The sequence below is a fragment of the Amycolatopsis nalaikhensis genome (assembly GCF_030264295.1).
GTDB classification, from domain to species: domain Bacteria; phylum Actinomycetota; class Actinomycetes; order Mycobacteriales; family Pseudonocardiaceae; genus Amycolatopsis; species Amycolatopsis nalaikhensis.
On record NZ_CP127173.1, the window covers coordinates 214,320 to 239,211 of the forward strand.

26 protein-coding genes and 2 pseudogenes are annotated in these 24,892 nt (G+C 71.4%); 13 read left to right on the top strand and 15 right to left on the bottom strand.

Annotation, left to right across the window (positions count from 1 at the left end):
- Positions 1-8: 8 nt before the first annotated feature.
- The 3 genes from QP939_RS01100 to QP939_RS01110 are packed head-to-tail and all read right to left on the bottom strand — an operon-like array spanning position 9 to position 4,056.
- Positions 9-2,324 (bottom strand): [protein-PII] uridylyltransferase, encoded by a 2,316-nt coding sequence (locus QP939_RS01100; protein ID WP_285454584.1) that lies wholly within the window; start codon positions 2,322-2,324, stop codon positions 9-11.
- Positions 2,325-2,335: 11 nt separating this feature from the next.
- Positions 2,336-2,674 (bottom strand): P-II family nitrogen regulator, encoded by a 339-nt coding sequence (locus QP939_RS01105; protein WP_003103060.1) that lies wholly within the window; start codon positions 2,672-2,674, stop codon positions 2,336-2,338.
- On the bottom strand, positions 2,671-4,056 hold the full coding sequence (locus QP939_RS01110; protein ID WP_285454585.1) for an ammonium transporter: 1,386 nt from the start codon (positions 4,054-4,056) through the stop codon (positions 2,671-2,673). Before QP939_RS01110 ends, QP939_RS01105 begins: the two co-directional genes overlap by 4 nt.
- Positions 4,057-4,229: 173 nt before the next feature.
- Here QP939_RS01110 and QP939_RS01115 point away from each other — a divergent pair, with 173 nt between their 5' ends.
- On the top strand, positions 4,230-5,081 hold the full coding sequence (locus QP939_RS01115) for a putative RNA methyltransferase (protein ID WP_352249991.1): 852 nt from the start codon (positions 4,230-4,232) through the stop codon (positions 5,079-5,081).
- Between the two features lie 18 nt (positions 5,082-5,099).
- Positions 5,100-5,835, top strand: a pseudogene (locus QP939_RS52150) ((2Fe-2S)-binding protein).
- On the opposite strand, the gene QP939_RS01130 reads toward QP939_RS52150, so the two are convergent.
- From QP939_RS01130 to QP939_RS01155, 6 genes are all read right to left on the bottom strand, one after another.
- Positions 5,836-6,693: a sigma-70 family RNA polymerase sigma factor gene (locus tag QP939_RS01130; protein WP_285454587.1), complete on the bottom strand. Its 858-nt coding sequence runs from the start codon at positions 6,691-6,693 to the stop codon at positions 5,836-5,838.
- 113 nt (positions 6,694-6,806) lie between these two features.
- Positions 6,807-7,220: a PPOX class F420-dependent oxidoreductase gene (locus tag QP939_RS01135; RefSeq protein WP_285454588.1), complete on the bottom strand. Its 414-nt coding sequence runs from the start codon at positions 7,218-7,220 to the stop codon at positions 6,807-6,809.
- Between the two features lie 62 nt (positions 7,221-7,282).
- Positions 7,283-7,720, bottom strand: a complete 438-nt coding sequence (locus QP939_RS01140) for a VOC family protein (protein ID WP_285454589.1) — start codon at positions 7,718-7,720, stop codon at positions 7,283-7,285.
- A complete protein-coding gene (locus tag QP939_RS01145; RefSeq protein WP_285454590.1) occupies positions 7,717-9,015 on the bottom strand; it encodes a serine hydrolase in 1,299 nt (432 codons plus the stop codon). The genes QP939_RS01140 and QP939_RS01145 overlap by 4 nt, the downstream gene beginning before the upstream one ends.
- A gap of 39 nt (positions 9,016-9,054) precedes the next feature.
- A complete protein-coding gene (locus QP939_RS01150; protein ID WP_285454592.1) occupies positions 9,055-9,336 on the bottom strand; it encodes a DUF3887 domain-containing protein in 282 nt (93 codons plus the stop codon).
- Entirely contained in the window at positions 9,333-9,584 is a 252-nt protein-coding gene (locus QP939_RS01155; RefSeq protein WP_285454593.1) for a hypothetical protein, read from the bottom strand. Before QP939_RS01155 ends, QP939_RS01150 begins: the two co-directional genes overlap by 4 nt.
- Before the next feature lie 278 nt (positions 9,585-9,862).
- Between QP939_RS01155 and QP939_RS01160 the strand changes: the two genes are divergently transcribed.
- The 4 genes from QP939_RS01160 to QP939_RS01175 are packed head-to-tail and all read left to right on the top strand — an operon-like array spanning position 9,863 to position 12,614.
- On the top strand, positions 9,863-11,149 hold the full coding sequence (locus QP939_RS01160; RefSeq protein ID WP_285454594.1) for an O-acetylhomoserine aminocarboxypropyltransferase/cysteine synthase family protein: 1,287 nt from the start codon (positions 9,863-9,865) through the stop codon (positions 11,147-11,149).
- Positions 11,146-11,622: a CoA-binding protein gene (locus QP939_RS01165; protein ID WP_285454595.1), complete on the top strand. Its 477-nt coding sequence runs from the start codon at positions 11,146-11,148 to the stop codon at positions 11,620-11,622. Before QP939_RS01160 ends, QP939_RS01165 begins: the two co-directional genes overlap by 4 nt.
- Positions 11,623-11,659: 37 nt before the next feature.
- Positions 11,660-12,415: an MBL fold metallo-hydrolase gene (locus QP939_RS01170; RefSeq protein ID WP_285454597.1), complete on the top strand. Its 756-nt coding sequence runs from the start codon at positions 11,660-11,662 to the stop codon at positions 12,413-12,415.
- Between the two features lie 25 nt (positions 12,416-12,440).
- Positions 12,441-12,614 carry a hypothetical protein gene (locus tag QP939_RS01175; protein WP_285454598.1) on the top strand — a complete coding sequence of 58 codons (174 nt, stop codon included), beginning with the start codon at positions 12,441-12,443 and terminating at the stop codon, positions 12,612-12,614.
- Between the two features lie 252 nt (positions 12,615-12,866).
- Here QP939_RS01175 and alc read toward each other — a convergent pair whose 3' ends face one another.
- Both alc and allB read right to left on the bottom strand, forming a co-directional pair.
- Positions 12,867-13,880, bottom strand: a complete 1,014-nt coding sequence (gene alc, locus QP939_RS01180; RefSeq protein WP_285454599.1) for an allantoicase — start codon at positions 13,878-13,880, stop codon at positions 12,867-12,869.
- A 1-nt stretch (position 13,881) separates the two neighbouring features.
- Positions 13,882-15,210, bottom strand: a complete 1,329-nt coding sequence (allB, locus tag QP939_RS01185) for an allantoinase AllB (RefSeq protein WP_285454600.1) — start codon at positions 15,208-15,210, stop codon at positions 13,882-13,884.
- Positions 15,211-15,340: 130 nt separating this feature from the next.
- Between allB and QP939_RS01190 the strand changes: the two genes are divergently transcribed.
- The 7 genes and pseudogenes from QP939_RS01190 to QP939_RS01215 all read left to right on the top strand — a co-directional run bounded on the left by QP939_RS01190 (position 15,341) and on the right by QP939_RS01215 (position 19,916).
- Complete coding sequence (locus tag QP939_RS01190; RefSeq protein ID WP_285454602.1) at positions 15,341-15,829, top strand: helix-turn-helix domain-containing protein; 489 nt, start codon at positions 15,341-15,343, stop codon at positions 15,827-15,829.
- 79 nt (positions 15,830-15,908) lie between these two features.
- Positions 15,909-16,388: a 2-oxo-4-hydroxy-4-carboxy-5-ureidoimidazoline decarboxylase gene (uraD, locus tag QP939_RS01195; RefSeq protein ID WP_285454603.1), complete on the top strand. Its 480-nt coding sequence runs from the start codon at positions 15,909-15,911 to the stop codon at positions 16,386-16,388.
- Positions 16,385-16,702, top strand: coding sequence for a hydroxyisourate hydrolase (gene uraH, locus QP939_RS01200; RefSeq protein ID WP_285454604.1), 318 nt, complete (start codon positions 16,385-16,387; stop codon positions 16,700-16,702). The genes uraD and uraH overlap by 4 nt, the downstream gene beginning before the upstream one ends.
- Positions 16,703-16,705: 3 nt before the next feature.
- Positions 16,706-17,587 carry a factor-independent urate hydroxylase gene (gene pucL, locus QP939_RS01205; protein ID WP_285454605.1) on the top strand — a complete coding sequence of 294 codons (882 nt, stop codon included), beginning with the start codon at positions 16,706-16,708 and terminating at the stop codon, positions 17,585-17,587.
- Between the two features lie 78 nt (positions 17,588-17,665).
- Positions 17,666-17,743, top strand: a pseudogene (locus QP939_RS52155) (TetR/AcrR family transcriptional regulator); the annotation flags it as partial.
- A gap of 163 nt (positions 17,744-17,906) precedes the next feature.
- Positions 17,907-18,227 carry an LmrA/YxaF family transcription factor gene (locus tag QP939_RS52160; RefSeq protein WP_434219667.1) on the top strand — a complete coding sequence of 107 codons (321 nt, stop codon included), beginning with the start codon at positions 17,907-17,909 and terminating at the stop codon, positions 18,225-18,227.
- A 114-nt stretch (positions 18,228-18,341) separates the two neighbouring features.
- Complete coding sequence (locus QP939_RS01215; RefSeq protein WP_285454606.1) at positions 18,342-19,916, top strand: glycoside hydrolase family 27 protein; 1,575 nt, start codon at positions 18,342-18,344, stop codon at positions 19,914-19,916.
- Here QP939_RS01215 and pucD read toward each other — a convergent pair.
- Genes pucD through QP939_RS01235 form a run of 4 tightly spaced genes read right to left on the bottom strand, consistent with a single transcriptional unit; the run spans position 19,909 to position 24,822 of the window.
- Positions 19,909-22,167, bottom strand: a complete 2,259-nt coding sequence (pucD, locus tag QP939_RS01220; protein WP_285454608.1) for a xanthine dehydrogenase subunit D — start codon at positions 22,165-22,167, stop codon at positions 19,909-19,911. The two genes, QP939_RS01215 and pucD, sit on opposite strands and share 8 nt — an antisense overlap.
- Positions 22,164-23,504, bottom strand: a complete 1,341-nt coding sequence (locus QP939_RS01225; RefSeq protein ID WP_285454609.1) for an 8-oxoguanine deaminase — start codon at positions 23,502-23,504, stop codon at positions 22,164-22,166. Before QP939_RS01225 ends, pucD begins: the two co-directional genes overlap by 4 nt.
- Entirely contained in the window at positions 23,501-23,968 is a 468-nt protein-coding gene (locus tag QP939_RS01230) for a (2Fe-2S)-binding protein (protein WP_285454610.1), read from the bottom strand. The genes QP939_RS01225 and QP939_RS01230 overlap by 4 nt, the downstream gene beginning before the upstream one ends.
- Positions 23,959-24,822, bottom strand: a complete 864-nt coding sequence (locus tag QP939_RS01235; protein WP_285454611.1) for an FAD binding domain-containing protein — start codon at positions 24,820-24,822, stop codon at positions 23,959-23,961. The genes QP939_RS01230 and QP939_RS01235 overlap by 10 nt, the downstream gene beginning before the upstream one ends.
- Positions 24,823-24,892: the final 70 nt, after the last annotated feature.

Consider the following 24,892-nt stretch of genomic DNA (forward strand, 5'->3'; position numbering starts at 1 on the left):
ACGACCGCTTAGGAAGCGGCAGCCAGCACAGCCTGCTCCACCTCACGACGCCAGCCGGGCTCGATGCGGCCACTCCGCGGGGTGACCGCGAACGAGTCCACCACCGCACCACCGAGCGTCGACGCCTTCGCCCAGCGGACCTCCGCGTCGCAGCGGCGCAACGCCCCCGCCACCCGGAACAGCAGCCCGATCCGGTCGGCTGCGCGCAGCTCGAGGACCACAGTGTCGGGGCCGCTCGTCTCGTCGTCGAACCAGAGGACCTTCGGGGCGACCGGAGGCGCGTCGAGCGTGCCGTAGTCCCGTTCCTTCGCCGCCAGGCGCTGGGTCAGTGGCAGCGTTCCCGCCACCGCGCGGGCGAACTGCTCGCGCAGCAGCGTCGCGTCCGGCAGGGAACCGAACTTCGGGGACGCCGTGAACACCCCCGCGCGCCCGCCGTCGTGGCCGCGCAGGACCGCCGAGTGCACCTCCATCGAGTTCAGCGCCAGCACGCCCGCCGCCGGGGCGAGCAGCTCCGCTCGGGCCGGGACGGCCAGCAGCACCGTGACGACCTTGCCGTGCGCGCTGATCCGGATCTCGCCCGTGCCCGACGCCACCGCCGCCGCGACGAGCTCGCGCTGTTCGGCGTCCATCGGCTCCGGGGCCGTGAACCCCTTGCCGTGCAGAACTTCCTCGCAGCCGGAGACCAGCTCGGCGAGCAGCCGCGCTTTCCAGTCCGTCCAGACGCCGGGGCCCGTCGCCAGGGAGTCGGCCTGCGTCAGCGCGTGCAGCAGCTCGACCAGGACCAGATCGCTGTCGAGCGTCTTCACCACCCGCGCCACCGTGGCCGGCTCGCTGATGTCGCGGCGTGTCGCCGTGTGCGGCAGCAGCAGGTGGTGGCGGACCATCGCCGATACCGTCGCGACGTCGGCGGGCGCGAGGCCCAGCCGAGTCGCCACCTGCGCGGAGATCTTGGCGCCCAGCTCCGAGTGGTCGGCGTCGCGGCCCTTGCCGATGTCGTGCAGCAGCGCGCCGATCAGCAGCAGGTCCGGCCGCGAGACCGTGGTGGTCAGCTTGGCCGCCTCGACGCAGGTGCGGATCAGGTGCCGGTCGACCGTCCACTGGTGCACCGGCGAGCGTGGCGGCAGGTCGCGGACCGCGCCCCACTCGGGGAACAGCCTGGACCACAGCCCGGTCCGGTCGAGCGACTCGACCGCGTCGACCAGGCCCTCCCCCGCGCCCAGCAGCTCCACCAGCGCGTTCAACGCCTCGGGCGGCCACGGCGCGCGCAGCTCCGGCGCCGACTCCGCGAGCGCCTTGAGCGTGCCGAGCGCGATGGGCTTGCCGGTCCGCGCCGACGCCGCGGCGACCCGCAGCAGCAACGCGGGATCCTTCGCCGGGACGGCGTCACGGGCCAGGGCGACCTCGTTGCCGTGCAGGACGACGTTTTCCGCGAGCGGCGTCCGCGACGGGCGCCGCCCGAACCGCGCCTTCGGCGGCTCCACAGTGGACCGGAGCGCGACGTCCAGCGCGTACGCGATCGTGCGGCCCGCACCGGAAAGCTTGCGCGCCAACGTGAACCGGTCGCCGAACCCGAGCTCGGCGGCGACCAGCTCGGCTTCCGGGGCGGACAGGACGTCCCGTTCGCGCCGGATCTCGCGCCGCAGTTCGGTGCGGACGTCGAGCAGCAGTCCCTTGGCCTCCAACAGTTCCTCACCCGGGCGCGCGGTGAGCTGCGCCGCGGCCAAGGCTTCCAGGACGGCGAAGTCCCGCAGCCCGCCCCGGCCGTGCTTGAGGTCCGGTTCGGCGGACTGCGCGATCTCCCCGCTGCGGGCCCAGCGCTGCCGGACCGACGCCGTCATGTCGGGGATCTGCTTGCGCGCGGTGCGACGCCACTGGTCGCGCGCCGCGGAAACCAGCCGCCCGCTCAGCTCGGCGTCCCCGGCGAGGTGCCGGGCGTCGAGCAGCCCCATGGCCACGCGAAGGTCCTCGGAAGCGACCTTCAGCGCTTCGCCGGGCGTGCGGACCGAGTGGTCCAGCCCGACTTTCGCGTCCCACAAGGGATACCAGAGCGCGTCCGCGATCTCGCCGACGCCGCTGTTGCCGTTGTGCACCAGCAGCAGGTCGAGATCGGAGAACGGCACCAGCTCCCGGCGGCCGAGCCCGCCCACGGCGACCAGCGCGACACCCGGTTCCGCGGTGTCGACGCCGGCCGCCGAGGCTCCCCTGCCCAGCCAGAACTCGTAGAGGTCGACCAGGGCCGCCCGCAAAGCGGACGCCCCCAGCCTCCCGTGCCTGCCCTCGAGCAGTCGCTCGGTGGCCTTGACCAGTTCGCCCCCGTCGGCCATGTCCCGGTCGCCTATAGGGCGTCCGTGCCGCGCTCGCCGGTCCGTACCCGGATGACCGTCTCGACGGGCGTCACCCACACCTTGCCGTCGCCGATCTTGCCGGTGTGCGCGGCCGTGGTGATGGCGTCGAGCACCTTTTCGACGTTGGTGTCGTCGGTGACGACCTCGATCTTCAGCTTGGCCACGAAGTCCACCGAGTACTCCGCGCCGCGGTAGACCTCGGTGTGGCCCTTCTGGCGGCCGTAACCCTGGACCTCGCTGACCGTCATGCCCAGCACGCCCAGCTGCTCCAGCGCGGAGCGGACGTCGTCGAGCGTGAACGGCTTCACAATCGCCGTGATGAGCTTCATGCCTTGCTCTCCTCGAGTTTCGCGGCCGGGGTGGACTTGACCGGGATGGTCGTCGGGTGGCCGAGGCCACCGCCGGTTCCGGTGAAGTCGTACGCGCTCTCCGCGTGCTGCGCCTCGTCGATGCCGCTGACCTCGTCCTCGGTGCTGACGCGGAAGCCGCCCGCCTTCTTGATCACGAAGCCGATGATGAAGGACAGGACGAAGGAGTACGCGAGCACCGCGCCCGCGGCCAGTGCCTGACGGCCCAGCTGGGTGAACCCGCCGCCGTAGAAGAGGCCGTCGGCGCCGAGCGAGTTGACGCTGGTGGTGCCGAAGAAGCCGATGAGCAGCGTGCCGACGATGCCGCCGACCAGGTGGACGCCGACGACGTCGAGCGAGTCGTCGAAGCCGAACTTGAACTTGAGCGAGATGGCGAGCGCGCAGAGCGCACCGGCGATGAGGCCGATCGCGATGGCCCCGAGCGGGCTCACGAAACCACACGCCGGGGTGATGGCGACCAGACCGGCGACCGCGCCGGACGCCGCGCCGAGGGTGGTCGGCTTGCCGAACTTCAGCTGCTCCACGACCAGCCAGCCGAGGACGGCGGCCGCGGTGGCGACGGTGGTGTTGGTGAACGCGACGGCGGCGAGGTCGTTGGCGGCCAGCGCCGAACCGGCGTTGAAGCCGTACCAGCCGAACCACAGCAGGGACGCGCCGAGCAGCACGAACGGCACGTTGTGCGGGCGGCCGGTGTCCTTCGGCCAGCCCTTGCGCTTGCCGAGCACGATCGCGAGGGCGAGACCCGCGGCACCGGCGTTGATGTGGACCGCGGTACCACCGGCGAAGTCGAGTGCCTTCAAGTTGTTGGCGATCCAGCCGCCGACGGAGTTCTCGCCGACGAAGCCGTTGAAGGAGAACACCCAGTGCGCGACCGGGAAGTACACGATCGTCACCCAGATGACGACGAACAGCGTCCAGCCCCAGAACTTCGCGCGGTCGGCGATGGCGCCGGAGATCAGCGCGGGGGTGATGATCGCGAACATCAGCTGGAACATGACGAACGCGAGGACGGGCAGGCCGTCCGAGCCGGGCCAGGCGACGGCGGGGCTGGTGTCGGTGGCGGCCGTCGCGAACCCGGCGAGCTTGCCGAAGGTGTTCTCGAGGCCGGCGAAGTGGAAGTTACCGAGCAAGCCGCCGAAGGCATCGTCGCCGAAGGACATCGTGAACCCGTACAGGGCCCACAGCACCCCCACGACGGCCAGCGCGATGAAGTTCATCATCAGCATGTTCAGGACGCTCTTCGCGCGGACCATGCCGCCATAGAAGAACGCCAGTCCTGGGGTCATGAGCATGACCAGCGCGGCGCTGGCCAATACCCACGCGGTGTCTCCTGCGTTCAGCACATCGTCCTCCCGTGCCCTGGGTTGGTGCGTTGGCAGTTTTGGCGCGCGGTGTTTCACGGGGCGGCGCGCGACGTTTCACCCGCGTGAACTGTCCGCGCCCGGTTGTTACGGGCAGGTTTCCCGGGACCTGTGCTGGAGTGTCCGGTTGCGAAACGTCGTGGTCGAATACCGCCATGACTTCGAGCGGCCGCGGTAATGACTCACTGCCACCCGACGTCGTCGCGGCGCTGCGGTGTTCGGTGTGCGGCGACCCGATCGGGGCAGCCGGTCGCACGCTGCGTTGCGACCAGGGCCACTCGTTCGATCTAGCGCGACAGGGTTACGTGAACTTGTTGCACGCGCGAATCCCGGCCGGCACGGCGGACACCGCCCCGATGGTCGCGGCGCGCGCGGACTTCCTGGCGTCGGGTGCCTACCGGGCGCTGGCGGACGAGCTGGCCCGCGTGTGCGCATCGGCGGACGGTCTCGTGATCGACGCGGGCGCGGGCACCGGCTACTACCTCGCGCACGTGCTCGACGCGGCCCCAGCGGCGACGGGCCTGGCGTTGGATGTGTCGGCGGTGGCCCTGCGCCGCGCGGCCCGCGCCCATCCGCGGCTGGGCGCGGCGGTCTGGAACCTGTGGGAGCGGTGGCCGGTGGGCGACGGGGTGGCGTCGGCGGTGCTGAACGTGTTCGCGCCCCGCAACGGCCCGGAGTTCCACCGCGTCCTGCGCCCGGGCGGCCTGCTGACGGTGGCGGCCCCGGCCCCGGACCACCTGGACGAGCTGGGCGACCTGGTGCTGTCGGTGGACGAGCGCAAGGACGAACGCCTCGACGCCACGCTCGGCGCCTACTTCACCCGGACCAACCGGACGTCGGTCCGGCAGCGCGTGGAGCTGACGCCGCAGCAGGTCCGCCAGGCGGTCGAGATGGGACCGACGGCCTTCCACCTGGACCGTGGCGGCCGCCGGGAGCGCCTGGACGCCCTCACCGAGCCCCAGGTGGTGACGGTGTCGTTCACCGTCTCCACGTACCGCCGCGTGTGAGTCTGGAAGGCTGGAGGGGTGAAGCCCGACTGGACGGCCCCGGCGAGCCTGCTCGCGGACGCGGAGTGGGTCCGGGCCCGCGTCGGCGGCGCGGCGAAGCTCTACGGCTGCGCGCGGCCGGAGGTGCTGGGGACGATCTGGTGGTACTCCCTCTCGTCGGTGCTGGTGGCGCCCGCGGTGGAAAGCCTGGTCAGCTGGTGGCCGGGCGACACGGAACCGGTTGATCGACACCCGACGAACGCGAACCCGGCCTCGGTCTCCACCGACCGCCGGGGGAAGCTCGCACCGGACGCCGCTCGCCACCCGTCGCTGGCCGACCCGTCGCTCGAGGCCATGGAGCTTCGACCTCGTCGCCGACGGCCGCTTCCTCGGGGCCCGGTCCACCCGGCCGCTCTCCGGCGGGCTGCGCGAGCTGGGCGCCGCGTTGGCCGGTGCCCTCGGGACCGCGATCGCCACGATCTCCGCCGTCACCGGGGCCCGCGAACGCGCCCTCGGCGCCATCGCCACGGACTCGATCGGCAACCGGCTCCTGTGGACTCCCGACCCGGAGCGGGCGATGGCCTTGGCCGAGCCGCTCGTCGCCGCCATCGGGCTGGACCTGCCGAAGCCCCGCTTCGTGCACGTGGGCCGCACACCCGCCGTGCGCCGGGCTTCGTGCTGCTTGATCTACGAAGTCGGCAACCCCAAGTGCGTGAGCTGTCCGCGTCAGACCCCCGCGGAGCGCGAAGCTCGCCTCCGCGCCGCCCTCGGCTGATCAGTCCAGGACGGCCAGCTCCAGCCCTCGCAGCCGGTCCGGGTCGGCGATGACCTCGATGCCCGTGATGCGGTCACCGTCGACCTGGAACGCCAGGACCACCGCGAGCCGCCCCTCGCGCACCAAAAGCAGGCCGGGCGTGCCGTCGACCAAGGCCAGCTCGCTGGCGCGGGCCCGCTCGGACGCCAGGATCGCGCCCTTGCGCACGCTCTCGACGCCGCGAAGGACGATCGGAGCCGCGCTCGGCCCGACGAACCGGTCGGCGTGCAGCACCACGTCCGGGGCGAGCAGGGTGAGCAGTGCTTCGAAGTCGCCACCCCGCGACGCGGCCAAGAACGCCTCGACGACCTTGCGCCGCCGGGACACGTCCGCGTCCGCCGCGGTGCCGCCCCTGACCCGGCGGCGGGCACGGCTCGCCAGCTGCCGCGTCGCGGCCGGGGTCTTGTCGATCATCGGCGCGATCTCGTCGAACGGCACGGCGAACATGTCGTGCAGCACGAACGCGACCCGCTCGGCGGGCCCCAGCGCGTCGAGCACCACCAGCAGCGCCTGCCCGACCGAGTCGGCCAGCTCCGCCTCCTGCTCGGGGTCCCGGCGCTCCTCACCCGGCTCGGGCCGGCCGTCCAAGGGCTCCTCGCGGTGGTTGCGACGAGCCCGGAGCATGGACAGGCACACCCGCGCGACGACGGTCGTCAGCCACGCCCCGACGTTCCCGACCTCGGTCGTGTCGGTGCGGTCGAACCGCAGCCACGCCTCCTGGACGGCGTCGTCGGCCTCGCTCGCCGAACCGAGCATCCGGTAGGCGACGGCCCGCAGCCTCGGCCGCTCGTGCTCGAAACGCTCGGTCAGTGCGTCCACCGTGTCCCGGTCCTTCCCCTCGGCGTCGTAGGAGTAGATCCCGCGACGACGGCCGATGTGACACGAACGCCCCCATCCCGCACGTGATCCCGGTCATCCCGGCGATCGATCGATCAGTCGTGCACCGCCTTCCTCGGCTCGTACCAGGTCTCCCCCGCGGGTTCGCCCGCCATGTTCCAGCTCCACGAAACGCGGGGCGTGATCCGCGAGTACAGCCCCGGCCCGACCACGCCGGTCCGTTCCACGGGGTCGTCCGCGACGCCGTACACCCGGATCGCCCGCGCGATGAACGGCTGGAGCGACACCAGGTCGTCGACGAGCAGGGCGACCTTCCGGCGGCCCGCGGCGACGTTGCGGAACTTCCGCGTCGCCGCCACCGCCGCCCCCACGCCACCGACCCAGAAGTACTCACCGTCGTATTCGAAGGCGAGCGGGACGAGGTCCGGCTGCCCACCCGCGCCGAGCGTGGCGACGCGGGCGAGCGGCTGGGATCGCAGGTACTCGATCTCTTCGGCCGTGAACGCCATGGCAGCTCCTTCGTGGTCCGGGTCCACCCACCACACGAACGGGCGGCGCCCGGATCGACGGCTCAGAGCACGCAGAACTCGTTGCCCTCGGGATCCGCCATCAGGATGTGGTCCGGGCGGCCGTCGAGGTCGTACTCGCGCACGACCTTCGCGCCCGCCGCGGTGAGCCGGGCGACCGCTTCGACGACCCGCTCCCAGCGGGTGTCCCACGGCACCTCCCGCCCGCCCCCGGCCTGGACGTCCAGGTGGAGGCGGTTCTTCACCACCTTCCCCTCGGGCACCTTGAGGAAGCTTAGGTTCGGGAGGACGCCCTCCGGGTCGGCCAGGTACGCGCCGTCGTCCCATTCCGCCTCCGGAACGCCGTGGTGGGTGAACCAGGCCTCCCAGCTCGCGAACCCGGTAGGGGGTGGCCGCTCGATGTAGCCGAGGGCCACCGCCCAGAACCTCGCCAGCGCGCGGGGACTCGCGCAGTCGATCGTCAGGCTCCACCGCACTGTCACGGACGAAGCGTAGCCGCGAGAAGGGCCACCGCACCCTTGGCGACGGCGATTCCCCGCGCCGCGACGTGGTTCTCGTTCAGCGGGGCGACCGGATCCGACACCATGACGCTGGTGACCAGCGACCGGCTGTCCGCGGTGCGCGCCAGGTAGTTCAAGGTCAGCACGCCGGGTTCGCTGCCGCCCTTGAACCAGACCTCCGGGAACTTCGCCCGGTCGAGCCCCAGTCCGCCGTCGTTCAGCGACAACGCGTGCGCGATCTCCGGCTGGTTCTCCTTCTTCAGCCCGGAAAACGCGCGACAGATGTCGTCCGGCGAGCCGAACCACTCGATGTCGTCGATCTTCTCGGGTGCTGTCCAGCCCGCGAGCCCGGTGAGCGGCAGCCGTTCCAGCCCGGCGACCGCCGCCGGGCGCGCCCAGCGCGGCAACGCCAGGTAGGCGTCGGCGCGGGCCGGGTACTGCGCCGCCTTGAGTTCGAAGAACGCCTTCGTCGTCAGGAACGGCACGTTCGCCGACGGCCGCTGGTTGCCGAACGCGGTGACCTGCCGCTGCACGGCGTCCCGGCCGAGCCGGTGGATCAGGTGGTCGGTGGCGGTGTTGTCGCTGATCGAGATCATCTTGTCCGCGTAGGCAGACAACGGCAGCCGCGTGCCCGCGGGCTCGTTCTGCAGCACGCCCGACGGCAGGCTCTTCCAGTCGTCGCGGATCGCCAGCTGCTCGGTCCAGGACGCCTTGTGCTCGGCGACCGCCTTGCCCAGCGCGCCCAGTACGTAGAGCTTGAACGCCGACCCCAGGGGCCGTTGGACGTCGTCGCGCACACCGTGGACGTCCCGGCAGCGCCCGTCCGGCAGGATCTCCGACGCGCCGAAGGACACGCGGCCGCCGAGCGCCGCGAGTTGCGCGTCGAGCTCCGGCCACGACGCCGGCACCGGGTCGTCCGGAGTGGAGCGGAGCCCGTCGATCAGCCCGGCCTGGTCGACGTGCAGGTCGAGCAGGTAGTCGTCGGTGGTGCCGTGGACCGCGGCCTCGACGTGGTCCGGTGTCTCGGTGACGAGTCGCTTCACCTCGAGCCGGCCGAGCCCGCCGAGGGCGGCGTTGACCCCCGCCGTGCCCCCGGCCGCGGTCAGCAGCACCTCCGCGATGTGCTGCCGCACTTCGGCATCGGACACCGGGACGCGCCCGGACGCGTCGACCACCCAGCCGAGCTGGTCGGTCGCCGTCGGCGGTTCGGCGGCGTCGGCGGCCGGAGCCACCAGCGACGTCACTACCGCGAGCACACCCGCTATCGCCGTTTTCATCGTTCCCCCCGTTGTTCCATCGTTTCCCCCTTGGTCCGGCTACTCCTCGGGCGGCCGGATCCACAGCCCGGCCACCTGGCCGTCTTCGCGGTAGGTCACCAGCACGGTCCGCTCCCCCGCCTCGAAGGACAGCGGCATGTGGACGACGGTGTACTCGCCCGTGGACCGCGCATACGGTTCCCCCCGCCCCTCGTACCGGCCGACCGAGCCGGCCACCTGAGCCCAGGCGAGCCGCAGTTGCTCTTCACCGACCGCCTCGCGCATGCGGTCGTCGAAGTCCCGGCACACCTCGTGCCACCGGCAGTCGACGAGCTCGGTCACGAGCCTTCGGCCCGGTGGATCACGTCCGGCGGTTTCAGTTCGGTCATGGACCGGCCCGTGGTCGGGTCCACCGGCCTGCCGAACCGCTGGAAGGCGGCTTGCCTGCTGGTGCCCAGCAGATCGCCGATCTCCTGCCAGGTGTGCCCGGCCGCCCGGGCCGTGTCCACGGCCTCGCGCAGCGCCGCCTCGGCGACGCGGACTTTCCGCAACGCCTCCTCGACCGCGGTCAGCGGCCCCTCGTGCGGCACGATGTCAACCCTGCATTGACGCGATGGAAATGTCGAGTCGACCTTTACGCGGTCGCGCTCCCGCCGGGCGGCACTCCGGCAGGTGGCGTCGCAGTACAAGCGGCTTCGCCCGGCTCCGCGCTTGTGCGGCAGCGGCTTGCCACAGAAAGCACAGTTCATACTTTCGAGTGTAGCGCACGCAATTCGATTCCGTGCTGCCCTCGACAGCACGAAATGGCCTCGCCCACCTCCTGGGAAGCGTGGCCACCCGGAGGGGAGGACGGTTACGGTGAGAACCGATGAGTGAACGCACCTGGGGCTTCCGCACCCGCGCACTGCACGCGGGCGGCACCCCCGATCCGGCGACCGGCGCGCGGGCCGTGCCGATCTACCAGACGACCAGCTTCGTCTTCGAGGACGCGGCCGACGCGGCGAACCTGTTCGCCCTGCAGAAGTACGGCAACATCTACAGCCGCATCGGGAACCCGACTGTGGCGGCGTTCGAGGAGCGGATCGCCAGCCTCGAAGGCGCGATCGGCGGGGTCGCCACCGCGAGCGGCCAGGCCGCCGAGTTCCTCACCTTCAGCGCGCTCGCCGAGGCCGGCGACCACATCGTGTCCGCGAGCGGTCTCTACGGCGGCACGGTCACCCAGCTCACGGGCACGCTCCGGCGGTTCGGGGTGGAGACGACGTTCGTCAGCGGCGGCATCGACGAGTACGCGGCGGCGATCACCGACCGGACCCGGCTGCTCTACACCGAGGTGATCGGCAACCCGCGCGGCGGCATCGCCGATCTCGCCGCGCTGGCGGACCTGGCGCACTCGCACGACATCCCGCTGGTGGTCGACGCGACGCTGGCGACCCCGTACCTGTGCCGTCCGATCGAGCACGGCGCCGACATCGTGCTGCATTCGGCGACGAAGTTCCTCGGCGGCCACGGGACGACGCTCGGCGGGATCGTCGTGGAGTCCGGGCGGTTCGACTGGGGCAACGGCAAGTTCCCGCGGATGACCGAGACCGTCGACAGCTACGGCGGCCTCAGGTACTGGGAGAACTTCGGCGAGTACGCGTTCTGCACCCGGCTGCGCGCCGAGCAGCTGCGGGACATCGGCGCGGTCCTCTCACCGCACTCGGCTTTCCTGTTGCTGCAAGGGGTCGAGACGCTCCCGCACCGGATGGACGCGCACGTCGCGAACGCGCGGGCGGTCGCGGAGTACCTCGAGCAGGACCCGCGGGTCGCGTGGGTGTCCTACGCCGGGCTGCCGTCGCACCCGGACCACGAGCTGGCGAAGAAGTACCTGCCGGCGGGCCCGGGCGCGGTGTTCTCGTTCGGCATCGACGGCGGCCGCGCCGCCGGCGAGAAGTTCGTCGACTCGGTGGAACTGCTGTCGCACCTGGCGAACGTCGGGGACGCGCGAACGCTCGTGATCCACCCGGCGTCGACGACGCACGCGCAGCTGTCGGAAGACCAGCTGGCGGCGGCGGGGGTCGGTCCGGACCTCATCCGGCTGTCGATCGGCTTGGAGGACATCGACGACATCCTCTGGGACCTGGACCAGGCCCTCGGCAAGGCGGTGGCCGGATGACGCACGAGGTGGGGGCCGTCGAGCGGCGCGCGATCCTGAGCCGGACGAAGTCGGTGACGCTGGTCGGCGCGTCGGACAACCCGGCGCGGCCCAGCTACTTCGTCGCGACGTACTTGCTCTCGTCGACACGCTACGAGATCAACTTCGTCAACCCGCGGCTGGAGACGCTGTTCGGGAAGCCGGTGTACGCCTCGCTCAAGGACGTGCCGGGAAAGCCGGACTTGGTGAGCGTGTTCCGGAAGCACGACGACCTGCCCCAGGTGGCCGAAGAGGTGATCGACGCCGGCGCGCGGACCCTGTGGCTGCAGCTCGGCCTGTGGCACGAGCCGGTGGCGGACCGGGCGCGCGAGGCCGGGCTGGACGTCGTGATGAACCGGTGCGTGAAGATCGAGCACGCACGGTTCGCGGGCGGGTTGCACCTGGCCGGGTTCAACACCGGCGTGATCAGTTCGCGGAGGCAGACTGGACCCTAGGGGAAGAGAGGGCCCGTTCCCGCTGTTGTCCCCGGGTATGACCGAGAAACTGGGGATCACGTTGTCCGGCGGCCCGACCGCGCTCCTCGAACTGGGCGGCGTCCGGCTGCTCACCGACCCGACCTTCGACGCTCCCGGCGACCACCCCGTCGGCAACCGCGTACTGGTCAAGACCGAGGACTCGGTGCTGACGGAAGACGCCGTCGGCGTGGTGGACGCGGTCCTGCTGTCGCACGACCAGCACCCGGACAACCTGGACGACCGGGGGCGCGCGTACCTCGGGTCGGTGCCGCTGACCCTGATCACGCCCAGTGGGGCCGAGCGGCTGGGCGGGACCGCGAAGGGCCTGGCGCCGTGGGAGGAGACGCGCGTCGGACCGCTCACGGTCACGGCCGTCCCGGCACTGCACGGACCGGAAGGCGCCGAGAAGTTCACCGGCGAGGTCACCGGGTTCGTGCTCCGCGGCGAAGGCCTGCCGACGGTGTACGTCAGCGGGGACAACGCGTCGGTCGAGCTGGTGCGGGAGATCGCCTCGCGCTTCGAGGTCGACATCGCGGTGCTCTTCGCCGGTGCGGCCCGGACGGTCTTCTTCGACGGCGCTCCCCTGACGCTGACCAGCGCGAACGCCGTCGAGGCGGCGAAGGTGCTCGGCGCGGCGAAGGTCGTGCCGCTGCACTTCCGGGGCTGGCAGCACTTCAGCGAGGGCCCGGACGAGCTGCGGAAGGAGTTCGAGGCGGCCGGTCTGGCCGACCAGCTCGTGCTGCTCGAACCCGGGGAGCGCGCGGAGGTCTGACGGAGGCCCGTGAGAGGCTGGCGGCATGGCCAAACCGACCCCGCTGCAGCTCCGGAACATCCTCGTCGCCCTCCTGGCGGCGGCGGGCTTCGTGTGGAGCATCGTGGCCGGCTTGCCGTGGTGGGTCAGCGCGATCATCGGCTGCGCTTGCGTCCTGTCGCTGGCCTCCGCGTACCTGAACCGTCCCGACGCGAACTGACTCCGCCGGGGCCGGACACCGCTCGGCGCGCCCCGAGTCGGGCGCGTTCCGGCAGCGACCGCGCACGGGCCGGGGAGCAGGCGGGCTGCGGGCTGCGGGCTGCGGGCAAGCTGAGCAGTTCGGCGGCGGGCCCAGGCACGAGCCTGCGTCTCCCCGAACTGCCCGGGGCGACCTGGGGCGAGCCACGCGCGGCCCACCGTCCCGACGCGAAGTGAGCGCGAGCCGCCGAGAAGACCGGCGGCTCGCGGCACCTCACCGCGTCTTGGAGAACCGGGCCTTGAGGTTGGTCCGACCCGCTTCCGTGAGCCTGCCGAACAGCCGGAGCCTCGCCAGCCCGCCGTCCGGGTAGATGTCGAGGCGGGCCTCCGTCACCTCCGGGCCGTCCTTGAGCGCGAAGCGGTGGCGGGTGTCCGGCTGCAGGCGGGTCTTCGGGAGCAGGTCGACCCACTCGCCGTAGGTGTCGCGGCCGCTCACCGATGCCCAGCCGGGCGCGTTGCCCTTGAGGTTGCTCGTGTCCAGCTCGGCGAACCGGATGATGCCCGCGCCGGCCAGGCGGAGGGTCACCCAGTCGTTGCCGTCGTCGCGGCGGCGGGCCGTCTCCCAGCCCTCCGCCTGGTGCGCCGCCAACCCCGGGGACAGCAGGTTGTTCGGCGACGAATAGAACTTGTTGCTGCAACCGGTGACCACCGCACCGTTCTCCAGAGCCGCCAGGTCGAGCGCGTCCAGGTCCAGCAGGTCCGGGTCCGGGATCGGAGCGCCGTGGACGCGCAGGCGGGCTACGCCGCCGTCGGGGTGCTGCGTCAACCTCACGTGCGTGTACCGGCGCGAACCGTTGACCGCGTAGAAGTTCTCCGTGTGGCCGGCCGCCGGGGCGTGGTCGACCAGGACGTCCCAGTCCGCCTCCCGCAGCTCCGCCGCCGACGGGTAGCCCGGCACCGACGTCGCCTCGACCGACACGAACGGCGGGTAGTTGCCCTTGAAGAACGCCGTGTCGACGATGACGCCGGCGACCGTGCCCGCCAGGCCGAGCCGGAGGATCGCCTGGTCGTCGCCCGGCTCGCGGTGGCGGCGGGTCTCCCAGCCGTCGTAGACCTGGCCCTTCGGGCCGAACGTCTCGGCGCGGTGCGCCGGCGTCCACGGGTTGACCAGGTTCTCCTTCTCCGCGAACAGCTCGTCGGTCGCCCACATCACGGTCCCGCCGAAGCGGCGCGACGCGAGGTCGGGCAGTTCTGTCCACTCGGGACGGTCGGACACAGCGGCCTCCATTTCAGCAGTCCCCCCGGTTCAGCAACGCGCCACGAGGCTCGTCGCCGGTGATTTCGGTGCCCCGCAACCACGTCGAGCGCACGACGCCGGCGAGCGGCCGCCGGTCGTAGGCGCTGACCGGGTTGCGGTGCTTCAGCTTCGCGACGTCGACCACGAAGGCCTCGTCCGGCGCGAACACGCAGAAGTCGGCGTCGTAGCCCACGGCCAGGTGCCCCTTGCGGCGCATCCCGGCCTGCGCCGCCGGCCGTTCGGCCATCCAGCGGACGACGTCGGTGAGGGCGAACCCGCGCTGCCGCGCCTGCGTCCAGACCACCGGGAGCCCCAGCTGCAGGCTCGAAATCCCGCCCCACGCCAACCCGAAGTCGCCGCTGTCGAAGCGTTTCAGCTCCGGTGTGCACGGCGAATGGTCGCTGACGACGCAGTCGATCACGCCGTCGGCGAGCCCCTGCCAGAGCTGCTCGCGGTTGGCCGCCTCCCGGATCGGCGGGCAGCACTTGAACTGGGTCGCGCCGTCGCGGATCTCCTCGGCGATGAAGCTGAGGTAGTGCGGGCAGGTCTCCGCCGTCAGCGCGACGCCGTCGTGGCGCGCCGAAGCGATCAGCGGCAGTGCGTCCGAAGAGGACAGGTGCAGGATGTGCGCGCGAGCCGAGTGGCGCCGGGCCGCCTCGATCACGTGCGTGATCGCGAGGTTCTCCGCGTTCCGCGGCCGCGAGCGGAGGAAGTCGACATAGCGACCGCCGTGCGGCTCCGGAGCTTCGTCGATCTCGTGCGCGTCTTCGGCGTGGACGATCATCAGCGCGTCGAAGGAACTCAGCTTCCGCAACGCTTCGTCGAGCCCGTCCGGGTCGAGGGGAGGGAACTCGTCGACGCCCGAGTGCAGCAGGAAGCACTTGAAGCCGAACACCCCGGCTTCGTGCAACGCGCGCAGATCCGTGACGTTGCCGGGAATCGCGCCGCCCCAGAAGCCGACGTCGACGTGCACCCGGCCGGCCGCCGCCTTGCGCTTGACCTCCAACGCCGCGACGTTCACCGTCGGGGGCAGGCTGTTGAGCGGCATGTCCACGATCGTGGTCACCCCGCCCGCGGCGGCCGCGCGGGTCGCCGTCTCGAAGCCCTCCCACTCGGCGCGGCCGGGGTCGTTGACGTGGACGTGCGTGTCGACCAGACCCGGCAGCAACACGACGTCGTCACCGAGGTCGACCACGCGGTCGCCCGTCAGCGACGCGCCGCCGGGTTCGACCGCGACGATTCGCCCGCCGTCGACGCCGAGGGTCGCCGGAACCTCGCCCTCGGCCGTCACGGCCCGGGCTGCACGCACCACAAGATCCATCCGAAAACCCTTCTCCGGGAGGATTGACCACCGCCGATTTCACAGTACGGAAAGGCGGTTTCGCACAACGACAGTAACCACGGCGCGCGCCGCTCGTCAACGACGGACGCGGCGCGTTACGGTCATCCTCGTGCGGCTTGAAGCGGAGTTCACCAGCGAACCGTTCCGCGGCGAGGGTTCGCCGCCCGAGCATGCCATCGCGGCGCGCGACGCCGCGACGGAAGCGGGACTGGAGACGGACTTCGGGCCGCTCGGGACGTTGGCGCGCGGCGAGGCGAAGGAGCTTTACGACGCCCTTCCAGCGATCGCGAAAGCGGCACTCGACGCGGGCGCGACGCAGGTGACCCTGCAGGTCCGCCAAGCCGAGCCGGGACGTGCCGGGGTGAAGTCCGGCGGGCCGGTCGCGCTCAACGACGCCCTCGACCGGCTGATCGCCGACGTCGAGCGCGAACTGGGCGCCAAACTCGGCGAACTCGACCGCGCGGGGAAGCAGCGGGCCGTGCGGCTGCTGCGCGAGCGCGGGGCCTTCGGCCTGCGGAAATCCGTCTCGTCGGTGGCCGACGCGCTGGGGGTCACGCGCTTCACCGTCTACAACTACCTCAACCGGGAAGCCGACTGACCAGCACTTTCAACAAAATGTTGACGGAACTCCGGGGGCGACGTACGGTCAGCGGGACGCCACTCACGAGGAGTTCCCCGTGCCGCTCACCCTCACCGACTTCAACACCGCCACCGCCGACGACGTCCGTCCGGCGCTGACGGCCTGCCTCGCCGTCCCCCGCTGGGTGGACGCGCTGCTCGACCGGCGGCCCTACGAAAGCCGCGACGCGCTGCTGGCCGCCGCCGAGCTGCCGCTGCGCGACGACGAGATCCGGCAGGCCATGGCCGCGCATCCCCGCATCGGCGAAAAGCCGAAGCAGCAAGGAACCGAGGCCGACTGGTCTCGCAGCGAACAGTCCGGTGTGGACAACGCCGACGCGTTCGCCGCCGCGAATGCCGAGTACGAAGCCAAGTTCGGGCACGTCTACCTGGTCTGCGCCAGCGGACGCAGCGGCGAAGAGCTGCTGAAGATCTTGCGCGAACGACTGGACAACGACCCGGCGACCGAGCTGGCCGTGGCCGGGCAAGAACTGCTGAAGATCGCCGAACTGCGGCTGGCCAAGGCGGTGACCGCGTGAGCCTCGTGACCACCCACGTCCTGGACACGGCGAAGGGCCGTCCCGCGCCGGGGATCGCCGTCCGGTTCGAGACGGCCGACGGCAAGCCGATCGCCGAGGGACAGACCGACGACGACGGCCGCATCCGCGACCTCGGCCCGGAAACCCTCGAGCCCGGCGCCTACCGCCTGGTCTTCGACACCGGCGCCTACCTGGGCCCGGACGCTTTCTTCCCGGAGGTGGCGCTCACCTTCCGGATCACCGACGGCACCGCGCACCACCACGTGCCGCTCCTGCTCAGCCCGTTCGCCTATTCGACCTACAGAGGGAGCTGAACCGTGGCCATCACCCTGGGCCCCAACCAGTACGGCAAGGCGGAGGTCCGCCTGGTGACGGTGCGCCGCGACGGCCCCGTGCACCACCTGAAGGACCTGACCGTGTCGACGTCGCTGCGCGGCGAGCTGGCCGCGACGCACCTGACCGGCGACAACGCGGGCGTGCTCGCGACCGACACGCAGAAGAACACCGTGTACGCCTTCGCAAAGGAGGCACCGGTCGGCGAAATCGAGGACTTCGGGCTCCGCCTGGCCCGGCATTTCGTCGGCACGCAGGAGAACATCAAGGGCGCGCGGATCAAGATCGACGAGCACGGCTGGGACCGCATCGCGGTGGGCGGCGAGCCGCACGACCACGCGTTCAGCCGTTCAGGCGACGAGCGCCGCACGACTGCCGTCTCCCTGCAGGGCGACCGCGCGTGGGTGGTGTCGGGCATCGACGGCCTGACGCTGCTCAAGTCGACGGGCTCGGAGTTCCACGGTTTCCCGCGCGACGAGTACACGACGCTCGCCGAGACGGACGACCGGATCCTGGCGACGGCGGTCACGGCGCGCTGGCGTTACGAGGGCGAGGACATCGACTGGGCGGAGAGCCACCGCGAAATCCGGCGGCTGATGCTGGAGACGTTCGCGACGAAGCACAGCCTTTCGCTGCAGCAGACGTTGTACGCGATGGGCGAGGCGGTGCTGAAGGCGCGCGAAGAGGTGGCCGAGGTACGGCTGTCGCTGCCGAACAAGCACCACTTCCTGGTCGACTTGAGCCCGTTCGGGCTGAAGAACGACAACGAGGTGTTCTACGCGGCGGACCGGCCGTACGGGCTGATCGAGGGCACCATCCTGCGCGACGACGCCGAGGACGCGGGCCCGGCCTGGGACCTCCACTAGCCACCGCGCCCGGATTGATAGAACGCTCTATCAATCCGGGCGTATCGTGACGTGGTGGCAGGGACCAAGGAACGCATCATGGCCGCCGGCGCGGAACTCTTCCGGCGCAACGGCTACACCGGCACCGGGCTCAAGCAGATCGTCTCGGAAGCGAACGCTCCCTTCGGGTCGCTCTACCACTTCTTCCCCGGGGGCAAGGAGCAGCTCGGGCAGGAGGTCATCCGGAGCTTCCGGGCTCGCCTACATCCAGCTCTTCGACCTCTTCATCGCGCCCGCTCCCGACCTGATCAGCGGGATCGAAGCCTTCTTCGCCGCCGGGATCGCCACCCTCGAAGCCACCGACTACGTCGAAGGGTGCCCGATCGCGACCGTCGCCCTGGAAGTCGCCGCCACCAACGAACCGCTGCGGCAGGCCACCGCCGACGTCTTCACCGCCTGGATCGACGCCGGGACCGAGAAGTTCGGGAAGTTCGGGCTCGGCCGGACCGCCGCGCGGACGCTGACGATCACGGCTGTCAACAACCTCGAAGGCGCGTTCGTCCTCTGCCGCTCGCTGCGGGACACCGAGGCCATGGCCGTCGCCGGGGCCGCCACCGTGGACGTGGCCCGGCGTCTACTCGACGAGAACGCACAACTTTAGTCGGGAATCCAACACGAATACTCAAAATGGCGCTTGACCGCGCAGCACCCGACACGGATGCTGCCCAGTGGTCTAGTCCTCCTGCCTCACACCGCCGTCCGGTTGGGAGCCGCCATGCGTCGAGTCTTCGCCGTCCTTGCCGCCGTCCTGGCGGGCGCCGCACTCAGCAGCCCGCCCGCGCAAGCCCTCGAAAACGGGCTTCTCCGCACACCCCCGATGGGCTGGAACACCTGGAACACCTTCGAGTGCGACATCAACGAGACGCTCGTCAAGCAGACCACCGACCTCATGGTCAGCTCCGGAATGCGCGACCGCGGCTACACCTACGTCAACCTCGACGACTGCTGGATGACGCGAACCCGCGACGGCAACGGCAACCTCGTCGCCGACTCCGCGAAGTTCCCCAGCGGCCTCAAAGCCCTCGGTGACTACATCCACGCCCGCGGCATGAAGTTCGGCATCTACGAAAGCGCGGGCACCGAAACCTGCCAGCACTACCCCGGCAGCCTCGGCCACGAGCAGGCCGACGCGAACCTCTTCGCCAGCTGGGGCGTCGACTACCTCAAGTACGACAACTGCGGCAGCCCCGCCGGGGAAACCCAGCAGGACTACGTCCGCCGCTACTCCGCCATGCGCGACGCGCTCAAGGCCACCGGCCGCCCGATCGCCTACAGCATCTGCGAATGGGGGAACTTCAGCCCGTCCACCTGGGCGCCGGACGTCGGCAACCTCTGGCGCACCACCGGGGACATCACCAACAACTGGGGCAGCATCGACTCCATCTACCGCCAGAACGTCGGCCTCGCCTCCGCCGCGAAGCCCGGTGCCTGGAACGACCCCGACATGCTCGAAGTCGGTGACGGCATGGACTTCCAGGAGGACCGCGCCCACTTCACGCTCTGGGCCGCGATGGCCGCGCCGCTCATCGCGGGCGCCGACCTCCGCTCCGCCAGCGTCGCCACCTTCTCGACCTACCTCAACGCCGACGTCATCGCGATCGACCAGGACCCGCTCGGCAAGCAGGCCACCCGGATCGCCACCGGCAACGGTCTGGACGTCCTCAAGAAGCCCCTCCAAAACGGCGACGTCGCCGTCGTGCTGTTCAACGAAAACAGCACCACCAAGACCATCTCCACGACAGCCGCCGCGGCCGGGCTGCCCGCCGCTTCGACCTACCGGCTCACCAACCTCTGGTCCAAGGAGCAGACCACCAGCACCGGCACGATCAGCGCGAACGTCCCCTCGCACAGCACCGTCGTCTACCGCGTCACGGCCGGTGCCACCGGCAGCAGCACCGCCCGGCCCCTCCAGGGCGCGTCCTCGGCACGCTGCGTCGACATCAACGGCAACGTCACCACGCCCGGCACCAAGGTCGACATCTGGGACTGCGACGGCGGCGCCAACCAGACCTGGACCTTCACCGGCGCCGGTGAGCTGAAGGCCAACGGCCTCTGCCTCGACGCCGCCGAGGGCGGCACCACCGCCGGGACCAAGCTCATCGTCTGGACCTGCCACGGCGGCGCGAACCAGAAGTTCAAGCTCAACCCCGACGGCTCGATCACGGGAACCCAGACCGGCCTGTGCGTCGACGTCACCGGCGGCGACAAGCCCGCCGGCAACGTCAACGGCACGCAGCTCGAACTCTGGGGCTGCAACGACGACGCCAACCAGAACTGGCGGCTCAAGTAGCGGTCAGGTGCTCCGGCCGCACCGGGACGCGCGTGAGCGCGAGCCCGGTCGCGGCGCGGATCGCGGCCACGATCGCCGGGGTCGACGAGATCGTCGGCGGCTCGCCGACCCCGCGCAGGCCGTACGGCGCGTGCGGGTCCGGGCGCTCCAGGACGTCGATGCTCATCGGCGGCATGTCCAGCACCGTCGGGATCAGGTAGTCGGTGAACGACGGGTTCCGGATCTTGCCGCCCGACGTCTGGATCTCCTCCATCACCGCCAGCCCGAGCCCCTGCGCCGAGCCGCCCTGGATCTGGCCCATTACGGCCTGGGGGTTCAGCGCCTTGCCGACGTCCTGTGCGCAGTCCAGCGCGACCACCTTGACCAGGCCCAGTTCCGTGTCGACGTCGACGACCGCCCGGTGCGCCGCGAACGCGTACTGCACGTGCGCGGTGCCCTGCCCGGTTTCCGGGTCCAGCGCGGACGTCGGCCGGTGCCGCCACTCCACAGTTTCGTCGTAGACGTCGTCGCCGAGGACGTCCACCAGGTCGGCGAGCACCTGCCCGTCGGCCGCGACGAGCTTGCCGCCGACCACGCGCACCCGGTGGTCGAACCGGGACAGCAGCCGCGCCCGGACCGCCGCGCACGCCGCCTGGACCGCCCCGCCGGTGACGTAGGTCTGGCGCGACGCCGACGTCGAGCCGCCGTTGCCGATCGACGTGTCCATCGGCAAGATCGTCACCTGGTCGACGCCCAGCTCGGTGCGCACGATCTGCTGCATGATCGTCACCAGGCCCTGGCCGACCTCGCACGCCGCTGTGTGCACGGTCGCCGCCGGTTCGCCGCCGACCAGCTGCAGGCGCACCCGGGCCGTCGAGTAGTCGTCGAAGCCCTCGGAGAAGCAGACGTTCTTGATGCCCACGGCATACCCGACTCCGCGGACGACGCCTTCGCCGTGCGTCGTGTTCGACACCCCGCCCGGCATGTGCCGCAGGTCGAACGGCCGCTCCGGCGGCATCGGCATCTCCCGCACGCGGGTCAGCAGCTCCGCGACCGGTGCCGCGGAGTCGACGACCTGGCCGGTCGGCATCAGGTCGCCTTCGCTCATGGCGTTGCGGACGCGGATCTCGACCGGATCGAGGCCACAGGCAAGAGCGAGTTTGTCCATTTGGGACTCGTAGCCGAACGCGGCCTGCACGGCGCCGAAGCCGCGCATCGCGCCGCACGGCGGGTTGTTCGTATAAGTGCCCCAGCAGTCCACCGCCACGCTGTCCACTTTGTACGGTCCGACGCCGAGGGTCGCCGCGTTCGCGACCACCGCGCCGGTCGAGGACGCGTACGCGCCGCCGTCCAGGAACAACCGCGTGCGCACGTACACGAGACGTCCGTCGCGAGTGGCGCCGTGCTCGTAGTACATCTTCGCCGGGTGGCGGTGCACGTGGCCGTAGAAGGACTCTTCGCGGTTGTAGACCATCTTCACGGGCTTGCCGGTGTGCAACGCCAGCAGGCACGCGTGCACCTGCATCGACAGGTCCTCGCGGCCGCCGAACGCGCCGCCGACACCACCCAGGGTCAGCCGCACCTTCTCCGTGGGCAATCCCAAAGCGGCGACGATCTGCTGCTGGTCGACGTGCAGCCACTGCGTCGCGACGTACAGGTCGACGCCGCCCTCGGTGTCCGGCACGGCGAGCCCCGACTCCGGGCCGAGGAACGCCTGGTCCTGCATGCCGACCTCGTACACGCCCGAAACGACGACGTCGGCGGCAAGATCTTGCGGACCACGCCGGATCTTCACGTGCCGCACGACGTTGCCGCCGTCGTGCAGCGAAGGCCCTTCGCCCGCGACAGCCGCTTCGGAGTCCGTCACCGGCGAAAGCTCTTCGTAGGCGACGACGATCCGCTTCATCGCCCGCCGCGCGGTTTCCGGGTGGTCGGCGGCGACCAGCGCGACCGGTTCGCCCTGGTACCGCACGACGTCCGACGCGAGCACCGGCTGGTCGGCGTGCTCGAGGCCGTAGCGGTTGACGCCGGGGACGTCCTCGTGCGTCAGCACCGCGTAAACACCGGGCACCGCAAGGGCATCGGCGATGTCGATCGACGTGATCCGCGCGTACGGATGGGGGCTGCGCAACGTCACGCCCCACACCATGTCCTCGTGCCACAGGTCCGAGGAGTACGCGAACTCGCCGCGTACCTTCACCGTGCCGTCGGGCCGCCGCGGCGACGCGCCGACGCCGTTCGCGGTCGGCGTCGTGACGGAAGTCGTGGTCATCTGCCCTCCCTCAGCCGGGCGCTCGCGGCCGCCAGCTCGCCCGCGATGGCGGACTCGTCGGCTTCGCGCAGGGTGCCGTCCTCGACGACGGCCTTGCCGCCGACGAACAGCCGGCGCAACGGCGGCGTCGTGCCCAGCACCAGCGCCGCGACCGGGTCGGTGATCCCGGCGTAGTTCAGCCCGGTCAGGTCCCAGACGGCGAGGTCGGCGAGCTTTCCGGGCTCGAGCGAGCCCAGGTCGCCGTCGCGGCCGAGGCAGCGGGCGCCGCCCATCGTTCCCATCCACAGCGCTTCGCGTGTGGTCAGCCCGCGTGGCCCGCCGCGCTGGCGGGCCTGCAGCAACGCCTGGTGCAGCTCTTCGCCGAGGCCGCCGGACTCGTTGGACGCGGCCCCGTCGGCGCCGAGGCCGACCGGCACGCCCGCGTCGAGCAGGTCGCGGACCGGGGCGATGCCCGCGCCGATCCGGCCGTTGGACGTCGGGCAGTGCGCCGAGCCCGTGCCGGTCGCGCCGAAGCGGCGGATCGCCTCGGGCGCGAGGTGGATGGTGTGCGCGAGCCAGACGTCGTCGGCGAGCCAGCCGAGCTTGTCGGCGTACTCGGCGGGCGTGCAGCCGACCTCGGCCAGGCACTGCCGCTCTTCGTCGAGCGTCTCGGCGAGGTGCGTGTGCAGGCGGACGCCCTTGCGCCGCGCCAGCTCGGCCGCGCCGGACATCAGCCGCTCGGTGACCGAGAACGGCGAGCACGGGCCCGCGGCGATCTGCAGGTGCGCCTCCGGCGAGTCGTCGTGGAAGCGGTCGATCGCCGCCTCCGTGCCGGTCAGCGCGTCCTCGGTCGACTCGACGAGGTTGTCCGGCGGCAGGCCGCCGTCGGACTCGCCGCGGTCCATCGAGCCGCGCACGACGTGCAGCCGGACGCCGATCCGCTGCCGGGCCGCGGCCAGCGCCGCGACCTGGTCGCCGCCGTCGCGCGGGAAGACGTAGTGGTGGTCGGCGACGGTCGTGCAGCCGGTCAGGGCCAGCCGGGCCATCCCGGCCGTGCCCGCGGCGTGCGTGATCTCGTCGTCGAGGCGGCCCCACACCGGGTAGAGCGCGACCAGCCACTCGAAGAGCGTGTGGTCGGCGGCCAGCCCGCGGGTCGCCCACTGGTAGAGGTGGTGGTGCGTGTTGATCAGGCCCGGCGTGACCAGGCAGCCCGAGGCGTCGACGCGCTCGTCGAACTCGCCGGTGTACACGCCCTCGCCGACCGCGGCGATCCGGTCGTTCTCGATGACGACGTGCCCGCTCGCGTACTCCTCGCCGGTGACCGTGGCGATCGCCGCGCCGCTGATGAGCGTCTTCACGCGACACCGCCCTTCGCGACCGCGCGCACCGCGTCGAGAATCTTCTCGTAGCCGGTGCAGCGGCAGAGGTTGCCCGCCAGTGCCTCGCGGATCTCCTCGTCGGACGGGTCCGGGACGCGGTTCAGCAGGTCGTGCGCCGCGACGACCAGGCCCGGCGTGCAGAAGCCGCACTGCACCGCACCCGCGTCCACAAAGGATTGCTGGACCGGGTCGAGCGTGTCGCCGTCGGCCAGTCCCTCGACCGTGCGGACGACGCGGCCCTCGGCCTGCCCGGCCGCGACCAGGCAGGCGCACACCGGGACGTCGTCGAGGTAGACCGTGCACGAGCCGCATTCGCCCTGCTCACAGGCGTTTTTCGAGCCCGGCAGGCCGAGTCGCTCCCGCAGCACGTAGAGCAGGCTTTCGCCCTCCCAGACGTCGTCCGTCTGGCGATTTTCGCCGTTGATCGTGACATTCAGGCGCATGCGCGCTCCCCCGTCCGGTGTTCGTCCCAAGCCCAGGTCAACGTCCGCCGCGCGAGTACCCCCAGCGCGTGCTTCCGATACGCGGCACTGCCCCGGACGTCGTCGATCGGCGACGCCGCTTCGGCCACCAGGTCGCCGAAGCGGCGCTTCAGCGAGTCGGGCAGCGCGTCCGTCGAGCCCCACGGCAGCTCGGCGGCCAGGAACTCCTCGGCGGCCGGAGCGCGGCGGGGCGTCGGCGCGGCGGACCCGACCGCGGCGCCGACCCGGCCGTCCCGGAGGGACAGTGCGAAGGAGCAGACCGCGATGACCATCGCGTTGCGCGTACCGACCTTGGCGAACTGCTGCGGCCCGGCGTTGTCCGGCAGGTGGACGGCGGTGATCAGCTCGTCCGGCGCGAGGGCGTGGCGTTTCACGCCGACGTAGAAATCCTCCGCACGGAGGATCCGGCTCCCCCGGACGGAGGCCACCTCGACCCGCGCGTCCAGGGCGAGCAGCACGGGGTGGGTGTCGCCGGCGGGCGAGGCGGCGCCGAGGTTGCCGCCGACGGTGCCGCGGTTGCGGATCTGCGGCGAGCCGACCGTGCGCGAGGCCATGGCGAGCGCCGGGACGGATTCACCCAGCTCAGTGATGACGCGGCTGTACGGGACCCCGGCGCCGAGCCGGACCGTGCCGTCCGATGTGGACCACTCGGCCAGCTCGGGGACGCTGGTCAGGTCCAGCAGAGCGTCGGGGCGCCGGTGGTCGAAATTCAGCTCGACCATGACGTCGGTGCCCCCGGCGATGGGCACGGCGTCCGGCCGCTCGGCCTTGACGGCGAGGGCCTCGGCGAGCGTCGTGGGACGCAGGAAGTCCACTCTTGCTCCTTCGCGTGCGGGCGATAGACCAGTAGACGCCCAACCGGGAGCGGGCGGCAACGGCAGCGAG